The sequence below is a fragment of the Ruegeria sp. AD11(2025) genome (assembly GCF_056542405.1).
In genome coordinates this window covers 1-24225 of the sequence record NZ_JBQFZU010000044.1, presented here as the reverse complement: position 1 = coordinate 24225, position 24225 = coordinate 1, and the positions used below count along the sequence as shown (strand labels likewise).

Annotated in this window: 15 protein-coding genes and 2 pseudogenes; 12 read left to right on the top strand and 5 right to left on the bottom strand. The window is 53.7% G+C overall.

What is annotated here, in order from left to right:
* Positions 1 to 277 precede the first annotated feature (277 nt).
* The 3 genes from ACR1XY_RS22755 to ACR1XY_RS22745 all read left to right on the top strand — a co-directional run bounded on the left by ACR1XY_RS22755 (position 278) and on the right by ACR1XY_RS22745 (position 4177).
* Complete coding sequence (locus ACR1XY_RS22755; protein ID WP_480596786.1) at positions 278 to 2200, top strand: DUF3604 domain-containing protein; 1923 nt, start codon at positions 278 to 280, stop codon at positions 2198 to 2200.
* Positions 2201 to 2369: 169 nt separating this feature from the next.
* Positions 2370 to 3191, top strand: a complete 822-nt coding sequence (locus ACR1XY_RS22750; protein ID WP_480596783.1) for a peptidyl-prolyl cis-trans isomerase — start codon at positions 2370 to 2372, stop codon at positions 3189 to 3191.
* Positions 3188 to 4177, top strand: a complete 990-nt coding sequence (locus ACR1XY_RS22745; RefSeq protein WP_480596780.1) for a HupE/UreJ family protein — start codon at positions 3188 to 3190, stop codon at positions 4175 to 4177. The genes ACR1XY_RS22750 and ACR1XY_RS22745 overlap by 4 nt, the downstream gene beginning before the upstream one ends.
* Before the next feature lie 637 nt (positions 4178 to 4814).
* On the opposite strand, the gene ACR1XY_RS22740 is transcribed toward ACR1XY_RS22745, so the two are convergent.
* From ACR1XY_RS22740 to ACR1XY_RS22720, 5 genes are all read right to left on the bottom strand, one after another.
* The gene (locus ACR1XY_RS22740) at positions 4815 to 6272 is read right to left on the bottom strand and encodes a hypothetical protein (RefSeq protein ID WP_480596778.1); all 1458 of its coding nucleotides are present in this window, start codon (positions 6270 to 6272) and stop codon (positions 4815 to 4817) included.
* Between the two features lie 10 nt (positions 6273 to 6282).
* The gene (locus ACR1XY_RS22735; RefSeq protein ID WP_480596776.1) at positions 6283 to 7329 is read right to left on the bottom strand and encodes a caspase family protein; all 1047 of its coding nucleotides are present in this window, start codon (positions 7327 to 7329) and stop codon (positions 6283 to 6285) included.
* Positions 7330 to 7343: 14 nt separating this feature from the next.
* Entirely contained in the window at positions 7344 to 9593 is a 2250-nt protein-coding gene (locus ACR1XY_RS22730) for a GDSL-type esterase/lipase family protein (protein WP_480596772.1), read from the bottom strand.
* Positions 9594 to 9602: 9 nt separating this feature from the next.
* Positions 9603 to 10985 carry a peroxidase family protein gene (locus ACR1XY_RS22725; protein WP_480596768.1) on the bottom strand — a complete coding sequence of 461 codons (1383 nt, stop codon included), beginning with the start codon at positions 10983 to 10985 and terminating at the stop codon, positions 9603 to 9605.
* Between the two features lie 458 nt (positions 10986 to 11443).
* Positions 11444 to 12463 (bottom strand): hypothetical protein, encoded by a 1020-nt coding sequence (locus ACR1XY_RS22720; protein ID WP_480596765.1) that lies wholly within the window; start codon positions 12461 to 12463, stop codon positions 11444 to 11446.
* 428 nt (positions 12464 to 12891) lie between these two features.
* Here ACR1XY_RS22720 and ACR1XY_RS22715 point away from each other — a divergent pair, with 428 nt between their 5' ends.
* The 9 genes and pseudogenes from ACR1XY_RS22715 to ACR1XY_RS22675 all read left to right on the top strand — a co-directional run.
* Entirely contained in the window at positions 12892 to 13233 is a 342-nt protein-coding gene (locus tag ACR1XY_RS22715; RefSeq protein WP_480596763.1) for a hypothetical protein, read from the top strand.
* A 402-nt stretch (positions 13234 to 13635) separates the two neighbouring features.
* Positions 13636 to 14160 (top strand): hypothetical protein, encoded by a 525-nt coding sequence (locus ACR1XY_RS22710; RefSeq protein ID WP_480596761.1) that lies wholly within the window; start codon positions 13636 to 13638, stop codon positions 14158 to 14160.
* Positions 14161 to 15101: 941 nt separating this feature from the next.
* A pseudogene (locus ACR1XY_RS22705) lies at positions 15102 to 15425 on the top strand (thiamine pyrophosphate-binding protein); the annotation flags it as partial.
* A gap of 192 nt (positions 15426 to 15617) precedes the next feature.
* Entirely contained in the window at positions 15618 to 16832 is a 1215-nt protein-coding gene (locus ACR1XY_RS22700) for a thiamine pyrophosphate-binding protein (protein ID WP_480596788.1), read from the top strand.
* Positions 16833 to 16846: 14 nt separating this feature from the next.
* Positions 16847 to 19672, top strand: coding sequence for a peroxidase family protein (locus tag ACR1XY_RS22695; RefSeq protein ID WP_480596759.1), 2826 nt, complete (start codon positions 16847 to 16849; stop codon positions 19670 to 19672).
* Positions 19673 to 19885: 213 nt separating this feature from the next.
* The gene (locus ACR1XY_RS22690; RefSeq protein ID WP_480596757.1) at positions 19886 to 21052 is read left to right on the top strand and encodes a hypothetical protein; all 1167 of its coding nucleotides are present in this window, start codon (positions 19886 to 19888) and stop codon (positions 21050 to 21052) included.
* 424 nt (positions 21053 to 21476) lie between these two features.
* Complete coding sequence (locus ACR1XY_RS22685) at positions 21477 to 22877, top strand: selenium-binding protein SBP56-related protein (protein WP_480596754.1); 1401 nt, start codon at positions 21477 to 21479, stop codon at positions 22875 to 22877.
* A 3-nt stretch (positions 22878 to 22880) separates the two neighbouring features.
* The gene (locus ACR1XY_RS22680; protein ID WP_480596750.1) at positions 22881 to 23540 is read left to right on the top strand and encodes a hypothetical protein; all 660 of its coding nucleotides are present in this window, start codon (positions 22881 to 22883) and stop codon (positions 23538 to 23540) included.
* 449 nt (positions 23541 to 23989) lie between these two features.
* Positions 23990 to 24097 (top strand): annotated as a pseudogene (locus tag ACR1XY_RS22675) (IS6 family transposase); the annotation flags it as partial.
* Positions 24098 to 24225 lie beyond the last annotated feature (128 nt).

The following is a 24225-nucleotide window of genomic DNA, read 5'->3' as shown; positions in this document are numbered from 1 at the left end:
TGTAAGCCAGAAAAGATCAGACATGTTCACCGCTCGTTTTCGAACCGTGAATCACGCCGCTATACGGAAATCAATGGGTCCTGAGCCTAGCGCCTATAGAGCAATGATAGGATAAGGCTTTTAGGCCTGAATTGCTTCTTGCGCCACTACAACAGAACCATGCGCCAAGAATTTTCCCAATGAGAAAACGCATCATGATATAGATAAATACGAATATTAGGTTGTTGCGATGCAATTCATCGACAACACTAGGCATAAGTTGATTTGGGAGGTCACAATGCTTCGTATGTTGCTAAGCTTTATCGCACTGGGATTGGCGCCGATGGATGCCTTCGCCGACGCTGTCCCAAGTGAAGAGGCTGCTGAGGGCTTGTTCTCGGACCAACCTTACTCTCCCTATGCCAACCGATCCTTTCCTGAACGCCCGCTTTGGGGGGATACCCACCTTCACACAGGACTTTCACTGGACGCGGGTGCGTTTGGGAACACCCTGCTGCCCGATGACGCCTGGCGTTTCGCTAAGGGCGAGCAGGTCGTTTCTTCGACTGGACAGCCGGTCAGGCTGGCCCGGCCTTTGGATTGGATGGTTCTCACCGACCATACTGACTTGATGGGTTTTGCCCCGGACCTGCAGGCAGGCAAACCCGGTGTTCTTGCCGACCCAAAAGGTTTGGAGTGGTACGAAGGTTACAAAGCGGGCGGAGAAGAGGCAGGTAAGACCGCATTCGACATTATTACCAACTTCTCGCAAATGACTCTGCCGGAAGTTCTTCTTGAATCTTACAGTCCGGGTGCCGATGCCTTTGCCTTTACGTGGGAGAACATTGTTCTAGCGGCAGAACGGCACAACGACCCCGGCAATTTTACCGCTTTTATCGGCTTTGAGTGGACCTCGGTACCGAAAGGTTTCAACTTGCACCGGAACGTAATGCTGCGCGATGGGCCGATCAGGGCGCTTCAAATGGTACCTCCGGTCACGCAACCTCCCTACGGTGATACCGATCCAAAGGCGCTTTATGCCTGGCTTGAAGAGTATCAGGAGAAAACTGGCGGACGCGCAGTTGCGTTTGCTCATAACGGCAACCTGTCCAACGGTTGGATGTTCCCAACCGAAGACACGTATCACGGCGGTAAGGTAGACGAGGATTACGTCGCGGCCCGTGCGAAATGGGAGCCCCACTATGAGGTCACACAGATCAAGGGCGACGGCGAAGCGCACCCCTACCTTAGCCCCGATGATGAATTCGCGGATTACGAAAACTGGGACGTTGGCAACCTCGATATCACTGAACTCAAAACCGAGGACATGCTGGCTGGCGAATACGCCAGAGAGGCATTGAAGCGCGGCTTGGTGCTGGAAGAAAAATTCGGTGTGAACCCTTACAAGTTCGGCATGGGCGGCGCGACGGACAGCCATACGTCTCTGGCGACGGCCGAGGAAGACAACTTCTTTGGAAAATCCGTAAGTGTTGAACCTTCGGCCACAAGGATCAAGCATCCTTTCATCGCCAATGATCTAGGCGAAATTCCTGGCGACCTTCTTGTCGCGTCTGGTTACACGGCCGTATGGGCGACGGAAAATACACGTGCCGCGATTTTCGATGCGTTCAAGCGGCGCGAAACCTACGCAACCACGGGACCACGGATTGGTCTGCGGTTCTTTGGTGGATGGGATTTCAATGACGCTGATGTTGAAACCCGCTTCCTTGCAAATGTTGGTTACACGAAGGGCGTTCCAATGGGTTCCGACATGCGTCCTCGCGAGGGCGACGGTGCACCCTCATTCCTGATCGCTGCACTGCGCGACCCGGTTGGTGCCAACCTGGATCGCGTGCAGGTGATAAAGGGATGGCTCGATTCCGAAGGTGCTTTGCAGGAAAAGGTCTATGACGTCGCCTGGTCGGACGACCGTGTTGCTGATCAAACCGGCAAGATCCCTGCTGTTGGAAACACCGTGGATCTGGAAACCGCCAGCTGGACCAACACAATCGGAACCGCCGAACTGGTCACCGTTTGGTCTGATCCTAGTTTCGATCCAAATGCGCGGGCATTTTATTATGTGCGTGCGCTCGAAATTCCGACCCCACGTTGGGTTCTGTACGACAAACTGAGGTTTGGTGCCGAGCTGCCAGAAGATGCGGTGCTTACGCATCAGGAACGCGCGTATTCCTCTCCGATTTGGTACACCCCGGCAGAGTGACCCTCTCTTCGTAGGGATTTGGAGACCGAGGTGAGGACCTTTGCCTCGGCACTCTCCACAGACGTGCGAAACACCCTGAGTTACAATTCCTTGCAAATTTAAGCTGGCTGATGCCAGCATCAATACTTAAATCCGGATCGCGTTTCACGCAGGAGCCCTCATGCGAATAGTGAAAGAACCTCTGTTCCATTTCTTCTTGATAGGAGCTGCCATATTCACTTGGTTCCACATTATTTCTCCGGATAACGACACCGTCGCAGATCCAGAGACGATAGCGATAAGAGCAAGCGATGCCGCGCTGCTTGCTGCACAATTCGAAGCCAGGTGGAAACGTCAGCCAAGCGATGCCGAGCTACAGGCTTTGGTCGATGCCTCCATTCGCGAAGAGGTTCTGGTCAGGGAAGCGAGAAAGCTTGGTCTGGATCGCGGAGATAGCGTGATCAGGTCGCGGTTGAGTCAAAAGATGGATTTTCTGACTGAATCTATCGCCACGTCAGTTGTTCCAGAAGACGAAGATCTGAAGGCTTTCCTACAACAAAACCCGGACCGCTACGCGACACCCAATAAGGTTGCGTTCACTCAGGTTTTTCTTGGTGAGAAGCCAAGTGCGGCCGAAATTGAAAGGGCACTGACCGCCCTGCGCGCGGAACAAGAGATTTTCGGCTTGGAAAGTCCGACACTGCTGCCCGCATCAATGCCCCTGACCGCGACACGGATTGTCGACTCGGTCTTTGGAACTGGGTTCTCCGAGGGTCTCGCCAATCTTGAAGAAGGTCAGTGGATGGGGCCGGTCCAGTCAGGTTACGGGGTCCATCTGGTGCAAGTGTTGGCCGTGGAACCAAGCCGGATACCTCCCTTGCCGGAGGTACACGATGAGGTGCTGCGGGATTGGCGTCGCGCAATGAGCGAAGATTTGGCACGGGCGCAATACAAGGCTCTTGCCGATAACTATGAGATCATAGCACCCGATCTTGCAAGTCAAGCCAAATGAAATTCATGCGCTGCTTGTTGTGTGCTCTGCTGTTTGCTTGGTCCGCGGGTAACGCCGCTGCACATGCGCTTGATCCGGGATACCTGGAAATTCGGCAAATCACTTCGGACACCTGGGGCGTTCATTGGCGAAAACCCGATGTGAATGGTCAACCGATGGCTATTGACGCGGTGTTACCGGATGGCTGTACACCCGCGCGCGGCCTTGACCCAATTTCCGATGGCCGAGCGTGGGTTTCTTCCTGGGTTGTCGAGTGCCGCGCGGATATCGCGGGTCAATACATTGCGATTGAAGGTCTGGAGGCTCAAAAGAACGATGTATTGGTCCGTTTGCATTCCCTGCAGGCTGAGCCTGCAACGCTTCGTTTCACCCCAGATGAAGCCATCCAGATTATACCTTCCGAACAGACCACATGGTCTGTTTTCATCGCGTATTTCCAGTTGGGCTTTGAACACATACTGGAAGGTTGGGATCATCTTCTGTTCGTTTTCGCGCTGTTTATTCTGGTTCGCGAGCCCTGGAGGCTTGTGGGAGCCGTAACGGCGTTCACGCTTGCCCATTCGATTACACTGGCACTAGCAACGTTGGGCGTTTTGAGTGTTCCCGGCCCGCCGGTCGAGGCTGTCATTGCGCTTTCCATCGTTTTTCTGGCGATGGAGATCGTCAAGGGCAGCGAAGATCGGTTCCGGCTTTCAGAACACAAACCCTGGATCGTTTGTTTCGGGTTTGGGCTTTTGCATGGTCTTGGTTTTGCAGGCGCTTTGGCTGAGATAGGACTTCCCCCTGACGATATTCCAGCAGCTTTGCTTGCATTCAACCTTGGTGTCGAGGCCGGACAACTGAGTTTTGTCGGAGCATTGGCTGTTCTGGTCATGGTCTGGCGACTTATTGCGCTTCCTGTCAGTCAAATGGCAACACTGGTTACAGCCTATGGCATCGGTTCGGTGTCGATGTACTGGCTCATAGAACGGGTCAGCAGTTTTTAATCGTGGTGACGTTCCTAAGCTCTCTGTCTACGGCTTTGATTTCAAGGTTGGACTTAAGTCGCATCGGACTAATGGTTCTCTCCGGAGTCGAGCGAGCCGCCCCTCAACGGAGTCGGTGACCGGATGCCTTCCAAAAGTCCGCTGCGAAGTCGCCTTGTACGGCGCATCGACTTTGCATCACGATGTCATCCTGCCTCCGTCCCGACAGGACCAGTTTCCACGGTTTGCGGAATTCTGTGTTTCAAATCATGTGGCAAGGCCTCCTTTGTCCAGGCAAACTCAGTTTTATCTCGCCAAAGCCGCGTCAGAAAGACCGCGCTTGGAGATGCGACCGGACCGATCGGTCTCGCCCGATTGGTATCGCCTTGGTGTGAATGCAAGGTAATCGCCCGTTTTTTCAAGGGTGGGCCGAATGGGTTCAAAGGGGGATTGAGTGCTGAGAATTGTTTTGCGATCACCGGAACGTGGCGCGCCACTGCAACGCGAGATCGACGGTATCTGGTGGAAAAGAGGGCTCTGACCTGAACAGGTGAATTTCGGTGCACACGCTATTGGCTAGATTTGGGACGGAACGTGTAAGGGGATGAAGCTACGGCATTAGCTGTCCTCATCAGGACACGAATGGCCATATTGGTTGCTAAAGGATCATGTTGATCACCGAGCGTGGGGCCTCAAACCGTTTAGTGCATTCTAGAATAAACTGGTCACGAACCGCGGGATCTGCGTTGCGACTCCGCAATCCCTTTGCAGCTTCATCATACCGCTCGCGTTCTGCAGCCGCATCTAAAATGGAGCGGACGAGTTCAATTTCACGGTGCATGATGCGGTCTCCACCATATTGCGGTGTTCGCCAGACAAAAAACGGTTGCGATTGTGACCTAAGTACTGTTCGCCGCCATAGGCTTGGAGGGACCAGGTTGGATTCTTGGGCGGATTCTGCGAGCAGCTTCGACCAGCTGCGCGAAAGCATGGGTGGAAAACGCAAAGGCTTTGTGTCTGCGTTAACCCCACGTAGTGCCACGATATCGGGATGCTGATCGCCAAAGATCCTTTCGGTGTTTTCTAACACTTCTTGAAACAGGGCTTCATCGAAATCCACCGGTCGCGCGATGCTCGCTGCACTACGTTTTTCCTTCAAAAGCAACAGCAGATGAGCACCGTAAAGACCCAACATCGGGTTTTGGAATTTTCCGCTTACGAATTTCAGCAGCTCGCTCGTTGCAGTCGATCTTTCGTCAGCCAGTGCAAATCTTGCTGCGTCCGTCAGTCTTGCACTTTCATCATACATAGACAGGCTTCCACGCGTGATGTGGATAGAAACATCGACCAACCGTTTTTTTGCTCCTTTTTCTATTTCTGTCGTGTCATCCACCGGCGGTTCGTAAAGGGCAAAAACATGTGTTCTCCAACCAGGCAGTATCGTAACTGTTTGCTCCGTCTTTCCGTCGCCATCAGATAAGCCCAGCGTGTAAGTTCCAGGTTCGGCATGCAAGGAGACGCCCGAGAACCTGTCTTGTGAAAGGTCGCCTGAGAACCAGGTCGCCTCCGGAGCGATATGTGGCCCTGCATCCGTTGGTCTGGTCTGGTTTCCGACTTCGCCGGACTGGTCGAGGGACAGCAAACGCACACCACCGCCAGTTCCAAGAGTTGCCCCTTTTGCCGGGTTTTCAAGGTTCTTGGGTCCAATGTCCCGCCACGGCGTCCACCATCGTGCCATAAAGACGAAAGACCCATCATGTGTCGGTTGAGGACCGCGACCCAGATGCATCGCGCCGGCTGGCGCTGCAGGACCTTCGGTCTGCGCAGGTGGGACCGCCTGTTCTACTGCAGCCATATGCGATTCATGGGTGCGGTTTGTGCTGGCAAGCGGAGCCGCGGATCCGAACTCGATCTTCGGAACGCGGATTTCGGTGTTGTCACGCAACACGACTACACGTTGCCACTCGCGCCGACCTGACACGGCTCGGACTTTGTAGATGCCGGGTGTGAGGTCCTGCTCCAGATGCCTGGCACCGCGTGCACATAACGCGAAATCTGCTGCAACCACAAAAATCTCGGTAGTTTCGTCTTCAGCACGTACCGTCAGTTTTGGCATCATCAACCACCTATTGCCTGAGCTCTATCTGGGTTTCTGCACCAGTGTATTCGAACGCACCTTCCCAGCCGCCATTTTCAGAAAGCACATAATATCCAGGCGTGAGCTTTAGTTCGACGCGCCCCGACACAGCGTTCACCTGACCAAGATCGTTGAAGACTGCGTTTTCCAGCGAAAGCGTGGCATTCGACACCTGGGCTGGAACGAAGACACTTACATTTCCCTGAAATACAGGAGGGTTTTCAACAAGAGTGACAGTGTCGAACGGACCGAAGTCGGGTTCGGTGGAAACCAGCGGGTGCTGGCGTTGAGCGTCTGTCATAAGTTTCTGCATGGTGGCGATCAGATAGTCTCGCAGACTTTCGCTTGTGATGACACGATTGCCGTGGCCATCAACAACGGCGGCTGCACCGGCAAGCGCTAACTTCAGGGCATATGAAAAAGCGCCATGTGCCTGCCCGTTTGCCATTGTGCGTTCGACAGCGCGCCCCGCGAACCGCGCCGCATAGGCCCCGATTGCCTTCGTGTTCTGACCATTCGGGCGAATCTCGCGTCTCCAATGAACAGGTGCCGGAGAGGCGAGCCTGCCCTGATCCATACATGCGTCGCAAAACAGAATGCATTCTTTGAAATGCGCTGCATCCAAGAACCAATTGAAGTAATCGGTGACAAAGAGGTTTGTCAGATTGTCTGGGGCCGCGTCTGCAAGATAAAGCCCGCCTTCGGTCCGTCTCCTGCCATAGCCGTGACCGCTGACGTAAATATAGAGCCGCCGTTTTTTGGGTGGCTTTTTCGCGAGATCTATCAAAGCGTCAAGCTCGTCGGTCAAGTGCGCTTCGACCGGACCAATTGGGCCGCCATCTGGAAACTCGTCTGATGTCACGGAAAAAATATTTGCGTCGGGCACGTCACCCCCACCCGGAGCCTTCAGCCATTTTATGAACTCTTCCGCGTCATTGACCGGGCCATGAAGGTCCTGGGAACCAGATGAGGCATTACCGCCAAAGCTTGGATATCGCCTTATCGCGACGACCAATGCCATGTCATTTTGCGCCATCGTTCCTCAGGTCCTTAGATCGGGGGGTACGCGCGACGAATGAGTTCGCGATCTGCCGGGCTGAAATCTGTATTGAAACCCGTTTCGAATTCGCCAATCGTCCATTTGTTCGGGATCGGATACATCATGATCGATTTTGGATCGATTTCCGTCAACATCAGCGTACCGGGGTCATAATGATTCAACACGTTGCGTTTAATGGTGTCTTCATCCCAGAAGTTTGGTGCGCCCGACAGATCGGCTTTTACCGCCTCATCGTTCCATTCGATCCCGCCGTCGGGATTCTGGTGCTCGTGAATCAATCCCAGTGCATGGCCAAACTCGTGCAGCACAACCTCGCGAATGTCCTCTTCGCTGGATTGTTCGGTCAACCATCCAAAATTCATTGTTGGTTTGGTTTGGTCTGGTTCGTTCAGGCACTCTGTTCCCAGCAACGACCATGAACCGGCACCTTGTTGAAAAGCCACCCGGATTTCCGCATCACCGTCTTCCACAAAATCGAACGTCAATGCTGCCATGTCCTGTGCAACCCACTGTCGGGCATAGTGCTCGACACGTTCTTTCAGATGGCTTGAACCTTCCAGGAACCGAATTCTGATAACGGAATTGAACGGCCATTTTGCACTGTTCAACAAGGCCGCCTTCGATCCGGCAAGTGTTTCGATTTCGCCGGGTTCCGGGTTTTTCTTGAACGAGACGCAGAACCGGTCAGGGTTCTTTTTGACCGCCTGAATTCCCCGTTGCGCGATGTTGAGGCTTGCGTGTGCTGTCCCACTATCATCCAGTTTCTCTGCCCACAGGGTACAGGTCTCAGCCCAACTGGGTGCAAGAAAGCGCCTAACGATGATTGCGGCGACGGGTGCAGCCACAAAAGCCGTAAGGCCGAGCGGGCCACTTACAAGCAATCCCGCAATCGCTGCTGCCAGTGCGCCTTGACCAATGTTGAACGCGGCGCGCAACGTTTCGCGATCGGCTTTGTCGGCGTCGTCAGAGCCGCATAATAGCCCGTACAATTCGCGATGTGCACGGTTTAGAATTCGGGCACCGAGGCGCTTTAAGGTCGGATATCCCCCTGACAGGCTTGAATCCGGTACACCTGCCGTGTCACGTCCAATCCCCATCATCGCACCAGCCGGTCCGATGCGTTCAAGAGAAGCCCGACGACCGATCTCGGACAACAAGATCGTTTCATCGAAGCGATCGGCGAGGTTCAAAACTGTTTCGGCAAGTTCGGTTTCCTCTGGTTCCGGCCTTCTTAAGGTGCCCATGGCGCCTAACGCATGGGCCGGTTGTGAACCAGCGGTCACGCTTTGGATTATGGCTTCGAATTTGTGTGCCGCTTTACCAAAAGATTTTGAGTCTGGATGAAGCTCATCCTCCCATCCGTTATCCGGAATGGTGTTGCGGCAATTGACGATATGAAGCTTGCCAGACAATCCGGGTTCGCTTGCGAGCCGGGCCAAGGCATCGGCCCATCGGTCAATCAGAATGTGTACGATCTCGCGCTGCAGTCCTTTGTCCTCGATACCTCGGGATCGAAGCGGGCGACCAAGCCACCGACCGTTATCAGGGATCGCATGGTCGTACGTATGGGTTAGAACCGGTGTTCCCGGTACCGCCGCCGCAACTCCGGCGGCAATGTTGCGCAGCTTTCTGATAACTTCGGCTAGGATGGCGTCGAAAGCGGTTGTGATATGACCCGCTGCATCCAGGCCGGGTGTGAACGGCCGGACGATGGTGGCAAGGTTGCCGCCACCCAATAAATCGTTGCCTCCGCCGCTCAGAAGCACCACATCCGGGCGCTCTGCAAGGGCGGCGGTCACGACTTCATTCTGCGCGAACACATCGTCCAATGTGTCTCCTGCCGCACCGAGACTTAGGATGGCGTGTTTTCTGGAAAGATGATCGATGACATCTTGTAACAGGAACGGATACTGAAACCAGCTATCCCCTTCTGATACGATCTTCAGCCCAGACCAACCGCTAGCGATTTTCGCCTGATAGGCCTGCTTTCTCCGAGCCCGCGAGATGTCGTTCAAACCACCCAAGGCAAGGGCGCCTTGTAGCGCGCTGTTTAGGCCGCTATCCGCGGTTGGCGGCAAAATGAGGGCTGGGTTGACCCGCACCTTGGGCGCGAAAGGGCGACTTTCGCCGGGGTCGAGCAGCATGTAGGCCGCCAGTTCCTCATCCGGAATGGACGTATCAAACAGCATTCTACGGAGTTCGTCGCTCGGAAGCGGTGTTGGGTGGGTATCATCGACCATCAGTTGCTCCTACATCCAGAGTGTGGCGCGGATCATCGCCGGTATATCATCGACAACTATGCCATCTGGCTGCGTGCCATCCTGAGGATGCCACCGCCCATTGTCGGATCCTGATTGATGCCAGTAAGATGTCTGATCGCAGTTGGTCAGACGCAGCAGCGTTCCGTCTACGATCCGGCTGCCCAATTGGCCCAGATGCGCCCCCTGCGCCTGTACCTCGGCTTCCCGCAGGATGTAGAACCATAACGGCGTTTCTTGCGCGAGCCCGCCATCTGCCACCGCTTGACCAGTCTCTCCGGACGTCAATTCTGCTGCGGTAAGAGGCGCGATGCCGCCATAACTTTCGGTGTTGAAACCATCAATGCAGGCCTGCGCGGAGGGAATGTTCAGGCGATGTCCACGGCGCATATTGTGAGGGGCGAGGTGGTTGAAGACGCCAGCCGGTTCTTTCGCCATGTTCGACAATGGTGGAGCGAGCTGTGTATCGATATACCGCGCCACATGGTTAGATTCCGTTGGAGTGTCGAACGTAAAGCGATCCCACTCGATGACCCGGTTTGTCGGCAGGGCCGGGTGGTTTCCCGGGCGGCCGCCACCAGTGAACCCGAACAACAAATCAAATCCCGCTCGCGGCATGATGGGCGCTGATACACGGCTGAAGGCGCGGTTATGGTCGTATGCGCCGCGAAGCGAGGAATGACCAAAGCGAATGGCCGCAACCAAAAACTCCAATGGCATTGGCAGATCTTCGTCTGGTAGAGACCCTCCGTTTCCGACCTTCACACGATCCAAGAAGGATGTGTAATTAACCGCGCCGTTTGCGACTACATCGGTGACGATCGCCGAGCCACATACTTTGTTCAGATAGATGTCCATTACCAACCATTGGTAGTGCCAGCGGCTCAGTCTTTCAGCATCGTCCGCAGGTCTGGAAGGTCTACCACTCAAGTCGGTCGGCACGCTAAACCGCATCATACCTGCAGAACTAGGTAAGCGAAGGGCTTCCTTTAATTTCGTTGCTGCCTGCTCGTCACCAGGCCCATCGCTAAAAAGACCGTCCAGCCCGAGTAATCCCTTGCGCAGATTTAGCAGCGGAGCTGTAACGTCACTCTTGGGAAGCGGATCAAGGGTTTGGCCTGCCGGAGGCTCGATGATCAATTGCGTGCCTTTCCGGCTTGTACCGGCCTTTATGTCATGATCAATGTCCTGACCAAAACCGCTATGAACCGGCGGATTGGCATTGACTGCCTGCGGCGGGTCATTCGCGGCTTCCCGCATTGCATCATCCAGCGCATCAAGTTTGGTCAGCGTGATGCCGTCCGTTGTACTGATGGGGGCATTTGGGAACAAAGACTCAAATGAACCGCCAAGCGTCGCACCACGTTGGAACATCCCCACTGCACCAGCGGGTACCGTACTTGTAGCTTTGGCAGTTGCCTGACCATAATTTATCGCATCGGTTCGTGCCGCGGGTGCCAGACCGGACAATGCACCCGGTGCTGTGTCTGTCGAAAGAACATTTTTTTGGCCATGGCCAAGAGTAAAAAGCACTTCGGGATACCTCGCGTAATTGCAAAGCCATCCGATCGCTTCAGAGCATTTATCTGAATTTAGTCATCGATATTTGCGATGAAATGTAGCTAATCGAATAGCTCCCCGTAGAAAAAAAGACCAAACCACAATTTTTCGATCTGTGCGGACCATAGCAGAATCGGGAGCAAATAAAAAGTTGAGGCCCCATTACTGGCAGTTTACCGCCCCGGAGCGTCAAAGTTCGCGGCACCAGTAAAGCAGGTTAAATTAGACTGAGGTGATTTCAGTTAAAGGCAAATTTGCTTGGTAAATGGCAGCTAAACTGTAAGTGGTGTGATACCCCCGGCGAAGGATGCCAGGATGGGCGCGGTAAGTGCAAAGCCGGCGCGCAACACCTCTCCAATGCCTTCTTTCAATCCATGAGATGCCTTCCAGTCTTCGACATCAAATCCATCCTCTGTCGTTTCGCTCTGATGGGCCTTGCGGGCAAGATCTTTGATGCGACCGTCCAATATCAAAGCAACTGGAAGATAGAAACTCAGCATCAACAAGCAAAAATAGGTTCCGGTAAACAATGCCGATGCGGTTACCAGTGAGCTATAGGCGGCTTTTCCCGTTTCATTGATCAAGGGCAGAGGCCAATACATCCAACTGGATGCAAAAAACATGCCAAATGTCAGGATAAGGCTGGACAGATACAGCTGCTGCCGCATTTGATGCATGTTTTTCCTCAGTTCCTCTGCAGTTTCTTCGATTTCCTTGGTTGGAGCAGAGGCCAGGCACAGGATCATACCAACAATCAGTGCGCCAACCGCAAGCCCCGCAAGAGCATTGATAATGTCCAACACCTTTCTGAACATTGAAAACACCGGAGTATCGCCACAACGGCCCAACAGCCAATAATCGTCAGCTTGCAGGCATCCGGGTAGCGTGCCGCGTGATAGTGCGGTTTCAAAAACGGCCTTGCCAACCTGATGATAGATCCGTGGAGTTGTCGACGCTGTGTATTGCTGAATCGTCGGAGCAATCGCCAGCACAAATACCGCAAGTGTTGTTATGGATGCGGCTATCCTCGTTTCCTTCGACAATGGACGCCAAAGATTGCGAACCAGCAGAGCCACGGCGAGAATTGCAAGTGCAGCAAAGAACCAGGATGCGGCAAGGAACCGAAAACGACCCACCGCTTCCAACCACGAGTTGTCATCACGCAGAATTTCGACAGGCACATCCAAATCCGTTGCAATCAGATGGTGTTGGATAAGCTCATGTATCCCGAAAACGAAAATCGGTAATAAAACGATCGCAAAGTAACGCAGTTCTACTCGACGGATTGACACGTCCGGCCTCTTGCGTTGCTAAATACTTAAAGGAACTCATAGCACAGAAAGCAGTTTTCGGCATCGTTCGTGATTCCGTTCGCTAGTGATGCCTCCGTATTGAACTTTGGCGTGCAAGCAAAAGATCAGGCATTTTACGCACCTAAAGTGCCGCAAATCTTGAGCTTTTCACACCCTCACGCCGTCCCGGTTTATCACCAGAAAATCTCAGGATTCGGTCCCATCACGATTGGTTTCCCCTATCTTCAAGAAAGCAAGCTTTGTATCCGAATGGTTAAGAGTGGCACCAGAAACTCAAACAATGAAGGCTCTGAAAACCAGAAGCTCTCATTTGGTACGCCCATGGAATAGTGGATTAGACGCGACCCGAACCAGTGCAAACCGAACGAAAACCCGGTCGCGTCTGTGCCTGGTTCGCTGTGCTTTTGATGACACTGATCAAGAATGCGGTCGCTTTCTTTCTTGGTTACCTCTTGGTTCAAAGCGTTGAGTTTGATCTGAACAGCGGCGAGCCGATGAACGACCCGCGATCAAAGGCGACCGCGCTCGCCCTTGGAGGGGTTGCTAGCGTCGGTGTGCCCGGTGGGGAACAGGCAACAAACTTCGAGCGCGTTCTGCTGGAGGTAGGAGCCCGCGTCAGCGGTGGTGACATCATTCTGGCCTACATTTGGCCTATGTCGTCGTACCAATACGTCACTTTGAGTTTTTTAATGCTCAACCGCCGCGTATGCCGGGGTATCACGAGGCCCTTTACGAGCAGGCACAAATAGAGACCAGGTAGGCCGAACTGTTTCGTGGAAATGCCGAACTACGTTTGCTAGAGGAACTTGCGCTAGGCCTCAGGTGCGGGAAATCTCAGAGTCAGGTCTTCCTGCGGACGAAAGAAAAACCATGTGGCTGTGGTCCAGGGCGTTTTATCGCGATGCCATAGGCGCGCTTGATGATGCGCGGTCAAGGCCAAACTTTTTGGGATTTGAACAGGCCGAGTGGTAAAAACTTGGCAAATTTGTCCGCTAATGTGCGGTGCGTGTTTATCAGCAAACAATCTCTGATTCTGGCGAACAAAGTACCTCGCCCATTATCCTGGAAATACGGGGCGACAACGCAGCAGACAGCGGTGTTCGCGCTGATCCGCTTCTCGCGCAATCAGGAGGTGTAGGAAACCAATGAACATGCGTTTGAGCAACGCTCTGAAGAAGATTTCGCAAGCGCACATCGCCGCAGTCGCCTTGGCGCTTGTGCAGGACGTAACTATTGGTGTTCGATCAGAGTCGGCAGGCGCGTTCATCGCCTGTGGTGCTCTGTTCTTATTCGTTGGGCCTGCTGCGAACATCGTTCCGCCGGAATACGTCGCGACTTTGATCGATTCATCCTCGGCCGAGGATGACTGGCAGGCAAGATTGCAGGAAACGGCACAGCGGCTTTCCTCGCTGCTTAAACTGGATAGTTGGCATCAGCTAACCTATGGCAGGCTTGGGGTGGTCGCGCATATTTTCCTCGGGCGGATTTCTGATCTGGACGAGTTTCATGGGATGCTATTAGCCAGGGGTGCATCAGCCCTTATGCGCAAGTTGCAGATTCTGGTTTTCCTGCAGGGCGGGACCCTTCTCGAAGATGATCAGATTCGATATCAATGCCAATGCTGGACACCACCTTTGCACCGCGCGTTCTTTCAGAGAGCCTTTTCAATCTATTGATGAGGCATTCGTGGTCGCCAACCGAGTTTTTACGGAACCGAATGAGAACGCATCAAGTGACGAATTGAGTTTTATCCTGGATAAGCAAGGGCGTTCGCCGTCAGGATCGGGAACGAACCAGGCTGGATTGAAGTTGAGGATAGGCTGGGTGGCCATCCAAGCGGTAGAATTATCCGAATGAACCCCGAAGCGTCTCTGTTGTTCTCTCTCAGCTTGCCCGAACTCGATTTCCTAAACGGAATACCGGGTTTTCTCAGACTTCGGCAGGTTCGTGCATCCTCAGATTTTTCGAACGTACCCTGAACAGCTCCGCTTCAGGTAAAGGTTGCGTTTAAGTGTTATCTGGAAAATGAGCTTACCAATAATGAGCCCGAGACGCGCGCGCTTGTGCAAACGTCGATCGGATTTATACGGGCATCCGAATTGGAAGACTGATCGGCCGCACGTAATTCTTTCCTACGCGCGGCAGAGCTTGAACCGACCGGCACTTATTACCGAAACGCACTTGGTTTGACGGATGCTATGCCGGTTTGTGCACGGGAAAGTTCATCACCTTATCGCGACCCCTCAAGATGCTATGCCGGTGCTGTTTCCGTGGACCCTGAAAACGGAGATGCGTCAGGCAAACGGCTTCATTTCTCGGAGTTATTGACGTCGATTGGTGAACCCCTGACGGCTTCGACAAGACCAATCCTCCGAAGACACTTGAAGTGGTTCGCAAGGTCGTTGAACAAAGCCCAGACCTGTTTCAAAAAAATCTACAACAGGATATTGGCCCGCCGTTTTCGCGCTCCGGTACCGATGTCTGACGGAGTTTCCTGCAGGTCAGTTTACTGACGAATTGCTACTTAAAGGCGAGCCAGATCCCGAACTGTTTCTTAAATCGGCGATTTCTGATATATATAGACAGTATTGTTGAGACATTTATTGGAATGCATTAGATGCGCGTTTATGAAGCGGTGGTTGCCGCACTCGAATCTATTGGAGTCGACGCCGCCTATGGCGGGGCTGGCGAAAATGCCGCTGGTCTTATGCTTGCGCTTGACGCTTCGGACAAAATCAGACCGGTTATCGCGAAGAATGAGCAGGGCGCATCCTTCATGGCCTGTGGGCATGCCATGTTCAGCGGTAAGCTCGGAGTATGTTTCGCCACAGCCGGCCCCGGTGCGTTCAATCTGATTTCGGGCATGTGCGTGGCGCTGACCGACAGTTACCCGTTGCTGGCTATCAGCGGATATTCAACGGTAGCGTGGCAGGGGCGCGGTGGATTGAACGAGACATCCGGTCTGGCGCGCACGCCGGATTCCCGAATGATGTTCCGTGCTGCCACCAAGAAAGATCCGGCCACCGGCGAACCCGCAGACTTTTTGGTGACCGACCCTGATGATTTAATCGATACGCTCCAAAGGGCAATTGATATCGCGTTCGAGGGTCGGCCAGGTCCCGTGCATGTCGCAGTGGCCGAAGACATCACCGATCCCAAGATCGAAGTAACCAACTTCAAACCATTGCAAAAACCTCAGACAGGTATTGTGCCGAAACATGAGGTGTTGGATAAGGTTTCCAGCGTATTGGAAGAGGCGATCAGGGCTGAAAAAACCGTGGTCATGTTGGCCGGTTTTGGCGCAATCCTTTCTGGTGCCAACAGTATTACAAAGACGTTCATTGAGCGGTTTCAGATCCCGTTGCTAACAACGATGGATGGAAAAGGGGTCGTCGCTGAAGAAAACCCTCTGGCAATCGGGCTCTACTGCGATTCAGGGCATAAGGCGGCCTGGGATCTTTTCTCGGAGGCGGACGTGGTATTGGCGGTTGGCAATTCTTTTGCCCAGCACGCAACCTTTGATTTCTTCGAGGGTTTGTTCGACGAAAAAACTCTTATCCATATAAACATTGATGCTGGCGAGTTTGATAAGTTCTACAAAGCAGATCACGTTATACTAGGCGATGCGCGACAGGCTCTGCAGGGGTTGTATGATCGCCTGGATACGGTCGTTGGCCCGGTTCCAAAGCGTGACTACCGACCCAAAGATTATGACGAACGCTTTATCATCTCGCCCCAGAAGCAGTTGCATCCGGGTGAGATGGTTCAAAAAATCTCTCAGTTGTTGCCGCCGGGTGGAATTGTCTTGGCCGACGCGGGGGCACATGCCGCTTGGGCTGGCTACTATCTGGAACTCAAGGAGGGGCAGAATTTCCGCAAACCCGGCACCTATGGCCCAATGGGTATCGGTGTTTGCGGTGTAATCGGCGCAAAATACGCAGAGATGCATCGGCCTGTGGTGGCTGCGGTTGGTGACGGTTCCTACTTGATGACCGGTTTTGAGCTGATGACTGCGGTGCAATACAACATTCCAGTCGTTTGGGTAATTTTTAACGATCGTGAATTCAAACTGATCAAGCTCTATCAGCTATCAGCCTTCTACAAGACTGGGTTGGTTGAGTTCGATAACCCTGACTATGCCGCATACGCCCGTGCCTGTGGCGCGGAAGGATATACTGTCAACAAGCTGGATGAATTCGAGCAGGCGTTTGGCGCGGCTCTGGCCAGCGGGAAACCAACGCTCATTGATGCCCGAATTACACGTTTGGCTTTGCCGAACTACTCGCCCCATCCCGAAGGTGTGCTGGCGGCGATTTGGAACGGCATCCGCACGCGATTTGGATTGTAGAGAGGAGGCCCCCGATGGATGCCAGCTCGGAATCCCTGCAGAAATGGCGCGAGGAGTATGTGGGCGGCTCGCCTGAAGAGGAGTTGAAGGAAACCAAAGCGCTGGCCGAGATGATGATGGCCGCGCAGTTGAAATCGATGGCGGCTGGTGGCGCACGCCGCGTGGATCGGGCGTTTCACAAAAAAGCGATTGCCGCCTTCAAAGGCGCAGAGCTGCGGTTTGGTGACGATCTGCCCAGTGATTTACAGGTTGGCTTTGCACAGCCCAAAGCGCGGTATCCAGCGACTGTGCGGTTTTCGAATGCATCTTCGCAAACTCAATCTGATGAAGACAAGGATTTACGCGGCTTGGCAGTACGTGTCAGCGAAGCTGAAGGTATAGATCATGATCTGCTCGCGACCAATTTCCCTGTGCCACACGCCCGAAATGCACGTCAATTTGTGGTATTTGCCCATGCTGTGTCTGGTGGCCGGGTTTCGAAGTTGATCGGACTTGTACGCCTGTGCTTTGTTTTGGGATTCTCTGAGACACGCCGGATGCTGGGCAATGTGCGCGAGGCACTACGAACTTGCGAAAGCGTTGCACTGGAAAGCTATTGGAGCCGGGGCGCGATTGCCTGGGGCAATGAAGCGGTGCGCTACACGTTCAAACCAACAAAGGACGCTGCTGCTATCGAGGGTGCATTTACAGGCGCCTCTCGCCTCTCGTCGGAATACGCCGCGCGGCAAACGCACGGAGAGATTAGGTTCGATCTGCTCGTGCAAAGGTTCGTATCCGAAGAACAAACGCCGATCGAGGATGCGGCCCATGAATGGGATGAATTGGTTAGCCCGCCGATAAAGGTCGCCGAACTGATCCTGCCACAGCGCGATCTGACAACGCCCGAGGCATTGGCAGAGGCACTGGAAATTGAGCGCATGGGCTTCAACCCCTGGAACACGACAGAAGAATTTCGTCCACTGGGCAATCTGAATCGTGCACGCAAAGCTGCCTATGACGCATCCGCATCACATAGGCAGGGTAAACGGTTCAAGGCTCCGCCGCCGCCCATCCAGAACCGCGTCTTAGGCACGGCAGTTCGATCAATCCTGAGGGCAGTGAACCGGCGCATTCCGTGGCACCGCATTCCGTTTTTGCTTGTCCAACTGCTAAATCTGGACGCACTCAGGTATGATCTGAGGCAAAAAAGTCTGATCGACACAGACCCGGAAGAGGTTGTCCCCAGCGCACGCGCGGTGCCACCGGAACCGAAACCAAGCCACTATACGTACCGCACCCATGACGGCAGCTATAATGACCTGTCTGACCCCAGAATGGGTGCCGCCGGTGCCACCTTCGGCCGGAATATGCCGCCGCAGGTGCAGCCTGATGACAGCCCAAACCCGATTGAGGTCGCGCGCAAATTGATGGATCGTCAGGCTTTCATTCCTGCCAAAATCCTCAACATCTTGGCGGCATCGTGGATTCAGTTCCAGGTTCACGACTGGGTTTCGCATGAACGTCGCAAACTGGATGAAGACGATGATATCGTACCGATCCCCGACGGCTATCCTGACTGGAAGAACCGACCCAATGGCGAACCTGAACGCAATATGCGCATCGCGGGCAATATACCGAAGGAAGGCGCGGATGACCCCTTCCTCTTTGCCAACGAGAACTCCCATTGGTGGGACGGATCGCAAGTTTATGGTGTGAATTCCGATGCTGCCAAAAAACTGCGGGACGGCCCAAAGATCAAACTTACTAAGGACGGCTACCTGCCTCTGAACGTGCACGGGTTCGAGCTCACGGGATTCAACGAAAGCTGGTGGCTTGGCCTGTCTTCACTGCACACGCTGTTCGCGCGCGAACACAATGTTCTGTGCGATGAATTGCAAGGCGCTTATCCGCAGATGGGCGAGGAACGCGTCTACCAGACGGCGCGCTTGATCGTGTCCGCGCTGATTGCCAAGATTCACACGGTCGAATGGACCCCTGCCATATTGGGAACCGAGGCGCTGGATATCGGCATGAAGACCAACTGGTACGGGCCGCCAAAATCCTGGCTGACGCGGTTGGGCATCTGGTTGACAGATGTTCACGCGCTAAAGGGTATTCCTGAAACCGAACCGGATCACCACACCGCACGGTACGCGCTGACCGAAGAGTTCGCGACGGTCTACCGAATGCACCCTCTGATCCCTGATGACTACATCTTTTATGACTACAAAACAGGTAATGAGAAGGCACGACGCGGATTTCTTGAGATTCAGGGGGAACAGACGGATGAACAACTGCGCGAACTGGGATTGCGCGATTGTTTGTATTCTCAAGGTATTGCACATCCCGGGGCGATCACGCTCCATAATTTTCCAAAGTCCCTGCAGAATCTCGAACGATTTGATGAGCTGATCGACCTCTCGGTGGTCGATATTGTGCGTACCCGCGCACGCCGCGTGCCGCGATACAATGAATTTCGCAAAGGCCTGCACATGCCGCCCGTGACTGAGTGGGATGACCTGACTGCCAGCCCGAAGACAAACCAAATTCTCAAAGACCTCTACGGTGACATCGACAAGGTTGATACGGTCATTGGCCTTTTGGGTGAAACACCACCAGATGGGTTTGGCTTTTCAGATACCGCATTTCGGGTTTTCATCCTGATGGCATCGCGCCGCCTGCAGTCCGATCGCTTCCTAACCACCGATTTTCGGCCGGAAATCTATACGCAGCTTGGGATGGACTGGATTGCACGGAACGGGATGAAATCACTCATTCTGCGCCATTTCCCTGAATTTGCGCCGGTGCTACCAAAAAATGCTACGGCCTTTGCACCGTGGCGAACCGTGCAGGAGGGTTGAGAAATGCCAAAAGACAAAGGCCAGAGCGGGCTGGGTTCTTTCCTGGAAGCCCCGCTAGCACGTACGCTTTGGAACCGTCGTACCAAGAGGGTTAGCAGAGGTTCAAATGTGGTTGCGGGTTCGCTGAGTTGGGACTCCAGGAACGACCGGTCCCCTTTGTCACCACTGCAGGAGGCAATTCTGATTGCCGCGACTGGCGCGACCGGTTTGACCATGCCGGATCGACCGTTTTTTGATGACGAAAGCGGCGATCCGATCATGTCCAAGCCAAATCTGGTGATGGAAGGCCGTACTGCGGGAAGCCCGGACAACGCTCAGGGCACGCAGTTTTTTATGATCAACGACAGCGGCACTTATTTCCTGCGCCGCCTTGACCCGCTTGAAGGCGGCATCGAGCACTGGACGCCCGAAATACTCATCGATCGCGCCGAGCAATCGAAAGTGCAGATCCTCGACCGTCGCATTGATGTGCCTGCCGGCATGCGAGATTTTCCGGCCTATCTGGATTCAAACCGGTTTTTGTCGAACACGCCCGGATCTACGATTTTCTTTCCCGTCGTCGACCTCTCCTACCAATATATCAACGCGTTAATGTATATCCTGACTCAGCCAGACAAAGCGCGGCCAGTGATCGTGGACGACCGAAATTTCTATCGACCGGCGGGTGTCAAAAAGTGGATAGACAAGGGCTTCTTGAATCCTGAAATCAAGATTCCGCTCGGTGTTCTCGGCCAGATGCGTACCCAGATCGAGGCCGACCTTTTGATACAAAACCTGTTTCTTGTAACGGAGGCTATGGGCCTTGGTGGTTGGATTCACGCCGCTATTTCTCCACCGGTTCTGATGGGTGATCCAAAGTTCAGCGACCGCTATGGTTCGATGATGGGATTTGATTATGTGACCCCGAAATGGCGGCTGATGGACTTGTTCCGCTGGCATACTCTTCCAATTGCGGCGATGAAACATGTACGAGCACATGCGGTAGGTCTTCGCCATCACGGCGAACATTTGATCAAAGGGAAATGCCCACCGTATTATCCGTCGATGTCAGAGGCGGTTGATGCAGTTGTCGCCGGAAAATTCGGTCCCGACGGCATCTACAAGAACGAAAAGTTATTCGGGCGGATTTACAAAGGCGACTTTGGGAACAAATATCTGGATGAGGCGGGCGAATACGAGCAGGATATCATCGACTGCGCGCGCGACATCTGTACCTATATCTACGAAACCCATGATCGTTTCCCCGCACACTGCGAAGCGGTCCATGCGCCCGGAATTTGGTTGCAGACCCATCGTGTGGAAAACGAGTATTACGACGCCTTCTTCCAAAACGGACTGACCTCTGCACAGCGCGAGCATGACTCGGTTTGGAATGATTAACAGACCCTTCTAGATTTGGTCATCTGGAATGGAAGGTGTGGCGAATATCTCATACGTTACAGTGGGTTGGATACTTCTTCGGCTGGAAAGTCAGCATATGTGAGCGCGCAGACGTTGAGGTGTTGCGCCATCGGTGAGAGTCTGAAAAGCGGGGTTTCGACGGCTGTATCTTGAAGGTCGGGTGAAGGTCTGGAATGGGCCGATGGCCAGATCGTGGAAACAGGGTAAGGGGCCTATACTGTGTCAGCTCCGAGGTCTGTACCGAGCCCAACGCGGTTGTTGGATTTGCCGCTTCCAAGGGCGCACGCAGGACACAAAAATGAACCATTTCTACGAATCTTGAATATGTGGCAGTCTCAGTTCCGGGTGCCATCAAACAAACTCAGATTTATTTCTGGTGCCTGTGGCCTGGGAGGAGCCAGTTATGAACCTGAGACCTGACCCTACTTTTCACGCAACTCCGAAACTTGCTATGGAAGCGCCTGCGGAAACGCTCGCTTTCACTTTGATGCTCAGCCCGGACGGTTCTGAGCCTGATGGCTTGGCCGTTGTAGATGTTGACCCGAAATCGCAAACCTACGGCCAGATTGTCCATACGCTCATGATGCCCAACAAGGGCGATGAATTTCATCATTTTGGCTGGAACGCTTGTTCTTCTGCACTCTCGCCGTTGACTGGACACGCATTTTTGGAACGGAGGTATCTCATCGTTCCGGGCATCCGATCCTCGCGCATCTACGTGATCGACGTGAAAGAACCCCTGAAGGCGAAGATTCACAAGATCATCGAACCGGAAGAGGTTTTCGCTAAAACGGGTTATTCGCGTCCGCACACAATCCACTGCGGCCCCGAAGGAATTTATGTCTCAACGCTTGGTGGCGGCGGTCCCGATGGCACGGATGGTCCGCCGGGCATCTTTATTATGGATTGCGAAACCTTTGATATTCTCGGCCGTTACGAAATGGATCGAGGCGAGCAGGACAAACACTACGATTTCTGGTGGAACCTCCCGCGCGATTACATGGTTAGTTCGGAATGGGGGCTGCCACCACAGTTCGAGAACGGGATTGTGGCCGAGGATTTGCTGTCCAACAAATATGGCCACAAAATCCATTTCTGGAACCTGCGCGAGCGCCGAAATGTCCAAACCATTGACCTGGGTGAAAACCACCAGATGGCCTTGGAAATCCGGCCCGCCCATGATCCGGCAAAAGACTATGGCTTCTGCGGTGTCGTCGTGGATACCACAAACCTGCAGGGTGCGATTTTCACATGGTGGCAGAAGGATGACGGAACCTTCGAGGCGAAAAAGACGATCACGATTGATCCGCGGCCAGAAAAGGCCGATAACCTTCCACCTCTGTTGCAGGGATTTGAGGCCGTACCTCCATTGGTCACCGACATTGACCTGAGCCTGGACGACAAGTACCTGTACGTCGCTTGCTGGGGGCAGGGTGAAATGCATCAGTATGATGTGTCCGACCCGATGAACCCCAAGCTGACTGGAAAAGTCGAGCTTGGCGGGATTGCGCGCGGGGCGAAACATCCGAACGGCAAAGGATTCTCTTACGGTCCCCAGATGGTTGAGATCAGCCGGGACGGCAAGCGGGTTTATTGGACCAACTCGCTGTATTCGACGTGGGATGATCAGTTCTACCCTGATGATGAGGGTGGGCAAATGGTTATGGCCAATGTTGGGGAAAACGGTGGCCTGGACCTGGACAAAGACTTCTATGTCGAGTTTCCAAAGGGCTATCGCAGCCACCAGATCCGCTTGGAAGGCGGAGACTGCTCGACCGATAGCTTCTGCTACCCGTCTGTCTGACACGTGGACGGATTAGACACGGCAACAGCCCTTTGGTGGGCTGTTGTCGCCTCTGGCATATATCACGGGGTCAATCCGGGCATGGGTTGGCCCCTGGCAGTGTCTGCGGCGCTGATGGACAAGAGACGCAACAGCCTTTTCAAGGCGTTGATCGCTCTGGCAGCCGGGCATCTTGTTGCGATGGGCGCAATACTGTTTCCCTTCACCGCGCTGCTCTTTCTGGCCGAATGGCAGCGCGAAATTCAGATTTTCGCATCCTGCCTCGTGATCGGATTGGGCGTTTATTTGTTGTTTAACCGCCGCCATCCACGGCTTCTTGCGCGAGTACCCCCGTCACGGCTTGCGCTCTGGTCTTTCTTAGCGGCAATGGCACACGGAGCGGGCTTGATGTTGGTTCCAATCTATCTTGGTATTTGTCGCACGATCGCCACGGACGCAGGGCATGCGGCAGCTGCCAATCTGATGACCGGCAATGCTAAAATCGCTATTGGAGTCGCCTTGGCCCACACCTTGGCCATGACAGTCTCGGGCGGTCTGCTTGCGTTCGGTGTTTACCATTGGCTGGGCCTGAGATTTCTCTCAAAAAGTTGGTTCAACCTGGATATTGTTTGGGCTCTGAGCTTGATCCTTGTGGGATCGATTGCGTTGCTGTTCGTTCACTAACTCGTCAATCTGGAATCTAGGGGCCGAACGGTCTGAGATGCAGTAACTAATGATATTCAACCAATGACCACCACGCGCTCAAGTTGCAAAACTCTGCTGTGTCCATCAAAGCCCGCTTCGAAACAGAGTCGGAGCCGTCAACATGACTGGTGCACTTTGTTCCGCTGCTCGGAGCAATCTGAAACACGCCTTTGCGGAGTCTTGATCGGCTGGTGAAACACTATGGCCGCTAGGATAAAGTTTTCGCCAAGCTCGATCACTTGAACAGCGGGTTCTCCAAAAAACACCGCGCCACGCTTGGCGCAATTGCGGTAGCTGAGGCCAATGGCATGTTAGAGCAGGGGTAGACGGTCGTTGAGCTGACGAGCGGCAATATGAGCCTCACAATGGCCAAACCATTTCAGTGATCTTTTGCGACTCCGGATTGAAGTATCTTTCTACTGATCTTTTCAGCTGCATCTGCCCTTGCCGGTATCGAACTGGTCAGCATGATCCGCAATGGTCAATTTACGTGTGGACTCTCGACATTTCAGCAGTTTGCGCAACTGCCGGGCTAAACTGCCAATAGTTCTGTCTATTTTGCTCTGAAAAGACTTTGCGACATGTATGGACATCCCCCTTTGGGCAAGAAGAATCTTTGGCTGGTAATTCGCGTAGCCAGGTGCTGACATGTATGCGGCCTCAT

Coding starts and splice junctions, on each gene's coding strand:
- ACR1XY_RS22690 (WP_480596757.1), top strand. CDS start 19,886: ATGCCGGATCGACCGTTTTTTGATGACGAAAGCGGCGATCCGATCATG.
- ACR1XY_RS22745 (WP_480596780.1), top strand. CDS start 3,188: ATGAAATTCATGCGCTGCTTGTTGTGTGCTCTGCTGTTTGCTTGGTCC.
- ACR1XY_RS22730 (WP_480596772.1), bottom strand. CDS start 9,593: ATGGTCGATGATACCCACCCAACACCGCTTCCGAGCGACGAACTCCGT.
- ACR1XY_RS22735 (WP_480596776.1), bottom strand. CDS start 7,329: ATGGCGCAAAATGACATGGCATTGGTCGTCGCGATAAGGCGATATCCA.
- ACR1XY_RS22695 (WP_480596759.1), top strand. CDS start 16,847: ATGGATGCCAGCTCGGAATCCCTGCAGAAATGGCGCGAGGAGTATGTG.
- ACR1XY_RS22715 (WP_480596763.1), top strand. CDS start 12,892: ATGACACTGATCAAGAATGCGGTCGCTTTCTTTCTTGGTTACCTCTTG.
- ACR1XY_RS22710 (WP_480596761.1), top strand. CDS start 13,636: ATGCGTTTGAGCAACGCTCTGAAGAAGATTTCGCAAGCGCACATCGCC.
- ACR1XY_RS22725 (WP_480596768.1), bottom strand. CDS start 10,985: ATGTTCCAACGTGGTGCGACGCTTGGCGGTTCATTTGAGTCTTTGTTC.
- ACR1XY_RS22685 (WP_480596754.1), top strand. CDS start 21,477: ATGAACCTGAGACCTGACCCTACTTTTCACGCAACTCCGAAACTTGCT.
- ACR1XY_RS22740 (WP_480596778.1), bottom strand. CDS start 6,272: ATGCCAAAACTGACGGTACGTGCTGAAGACGAAACTACCGAGATTTTT.
- ACR1XY_RS22755 (WP_480596786.1), top strand. CDS start 278: ATGCTTCGTATGTTGCTAAGCTTTATCGCACTGGGATTGGCGCCGATG.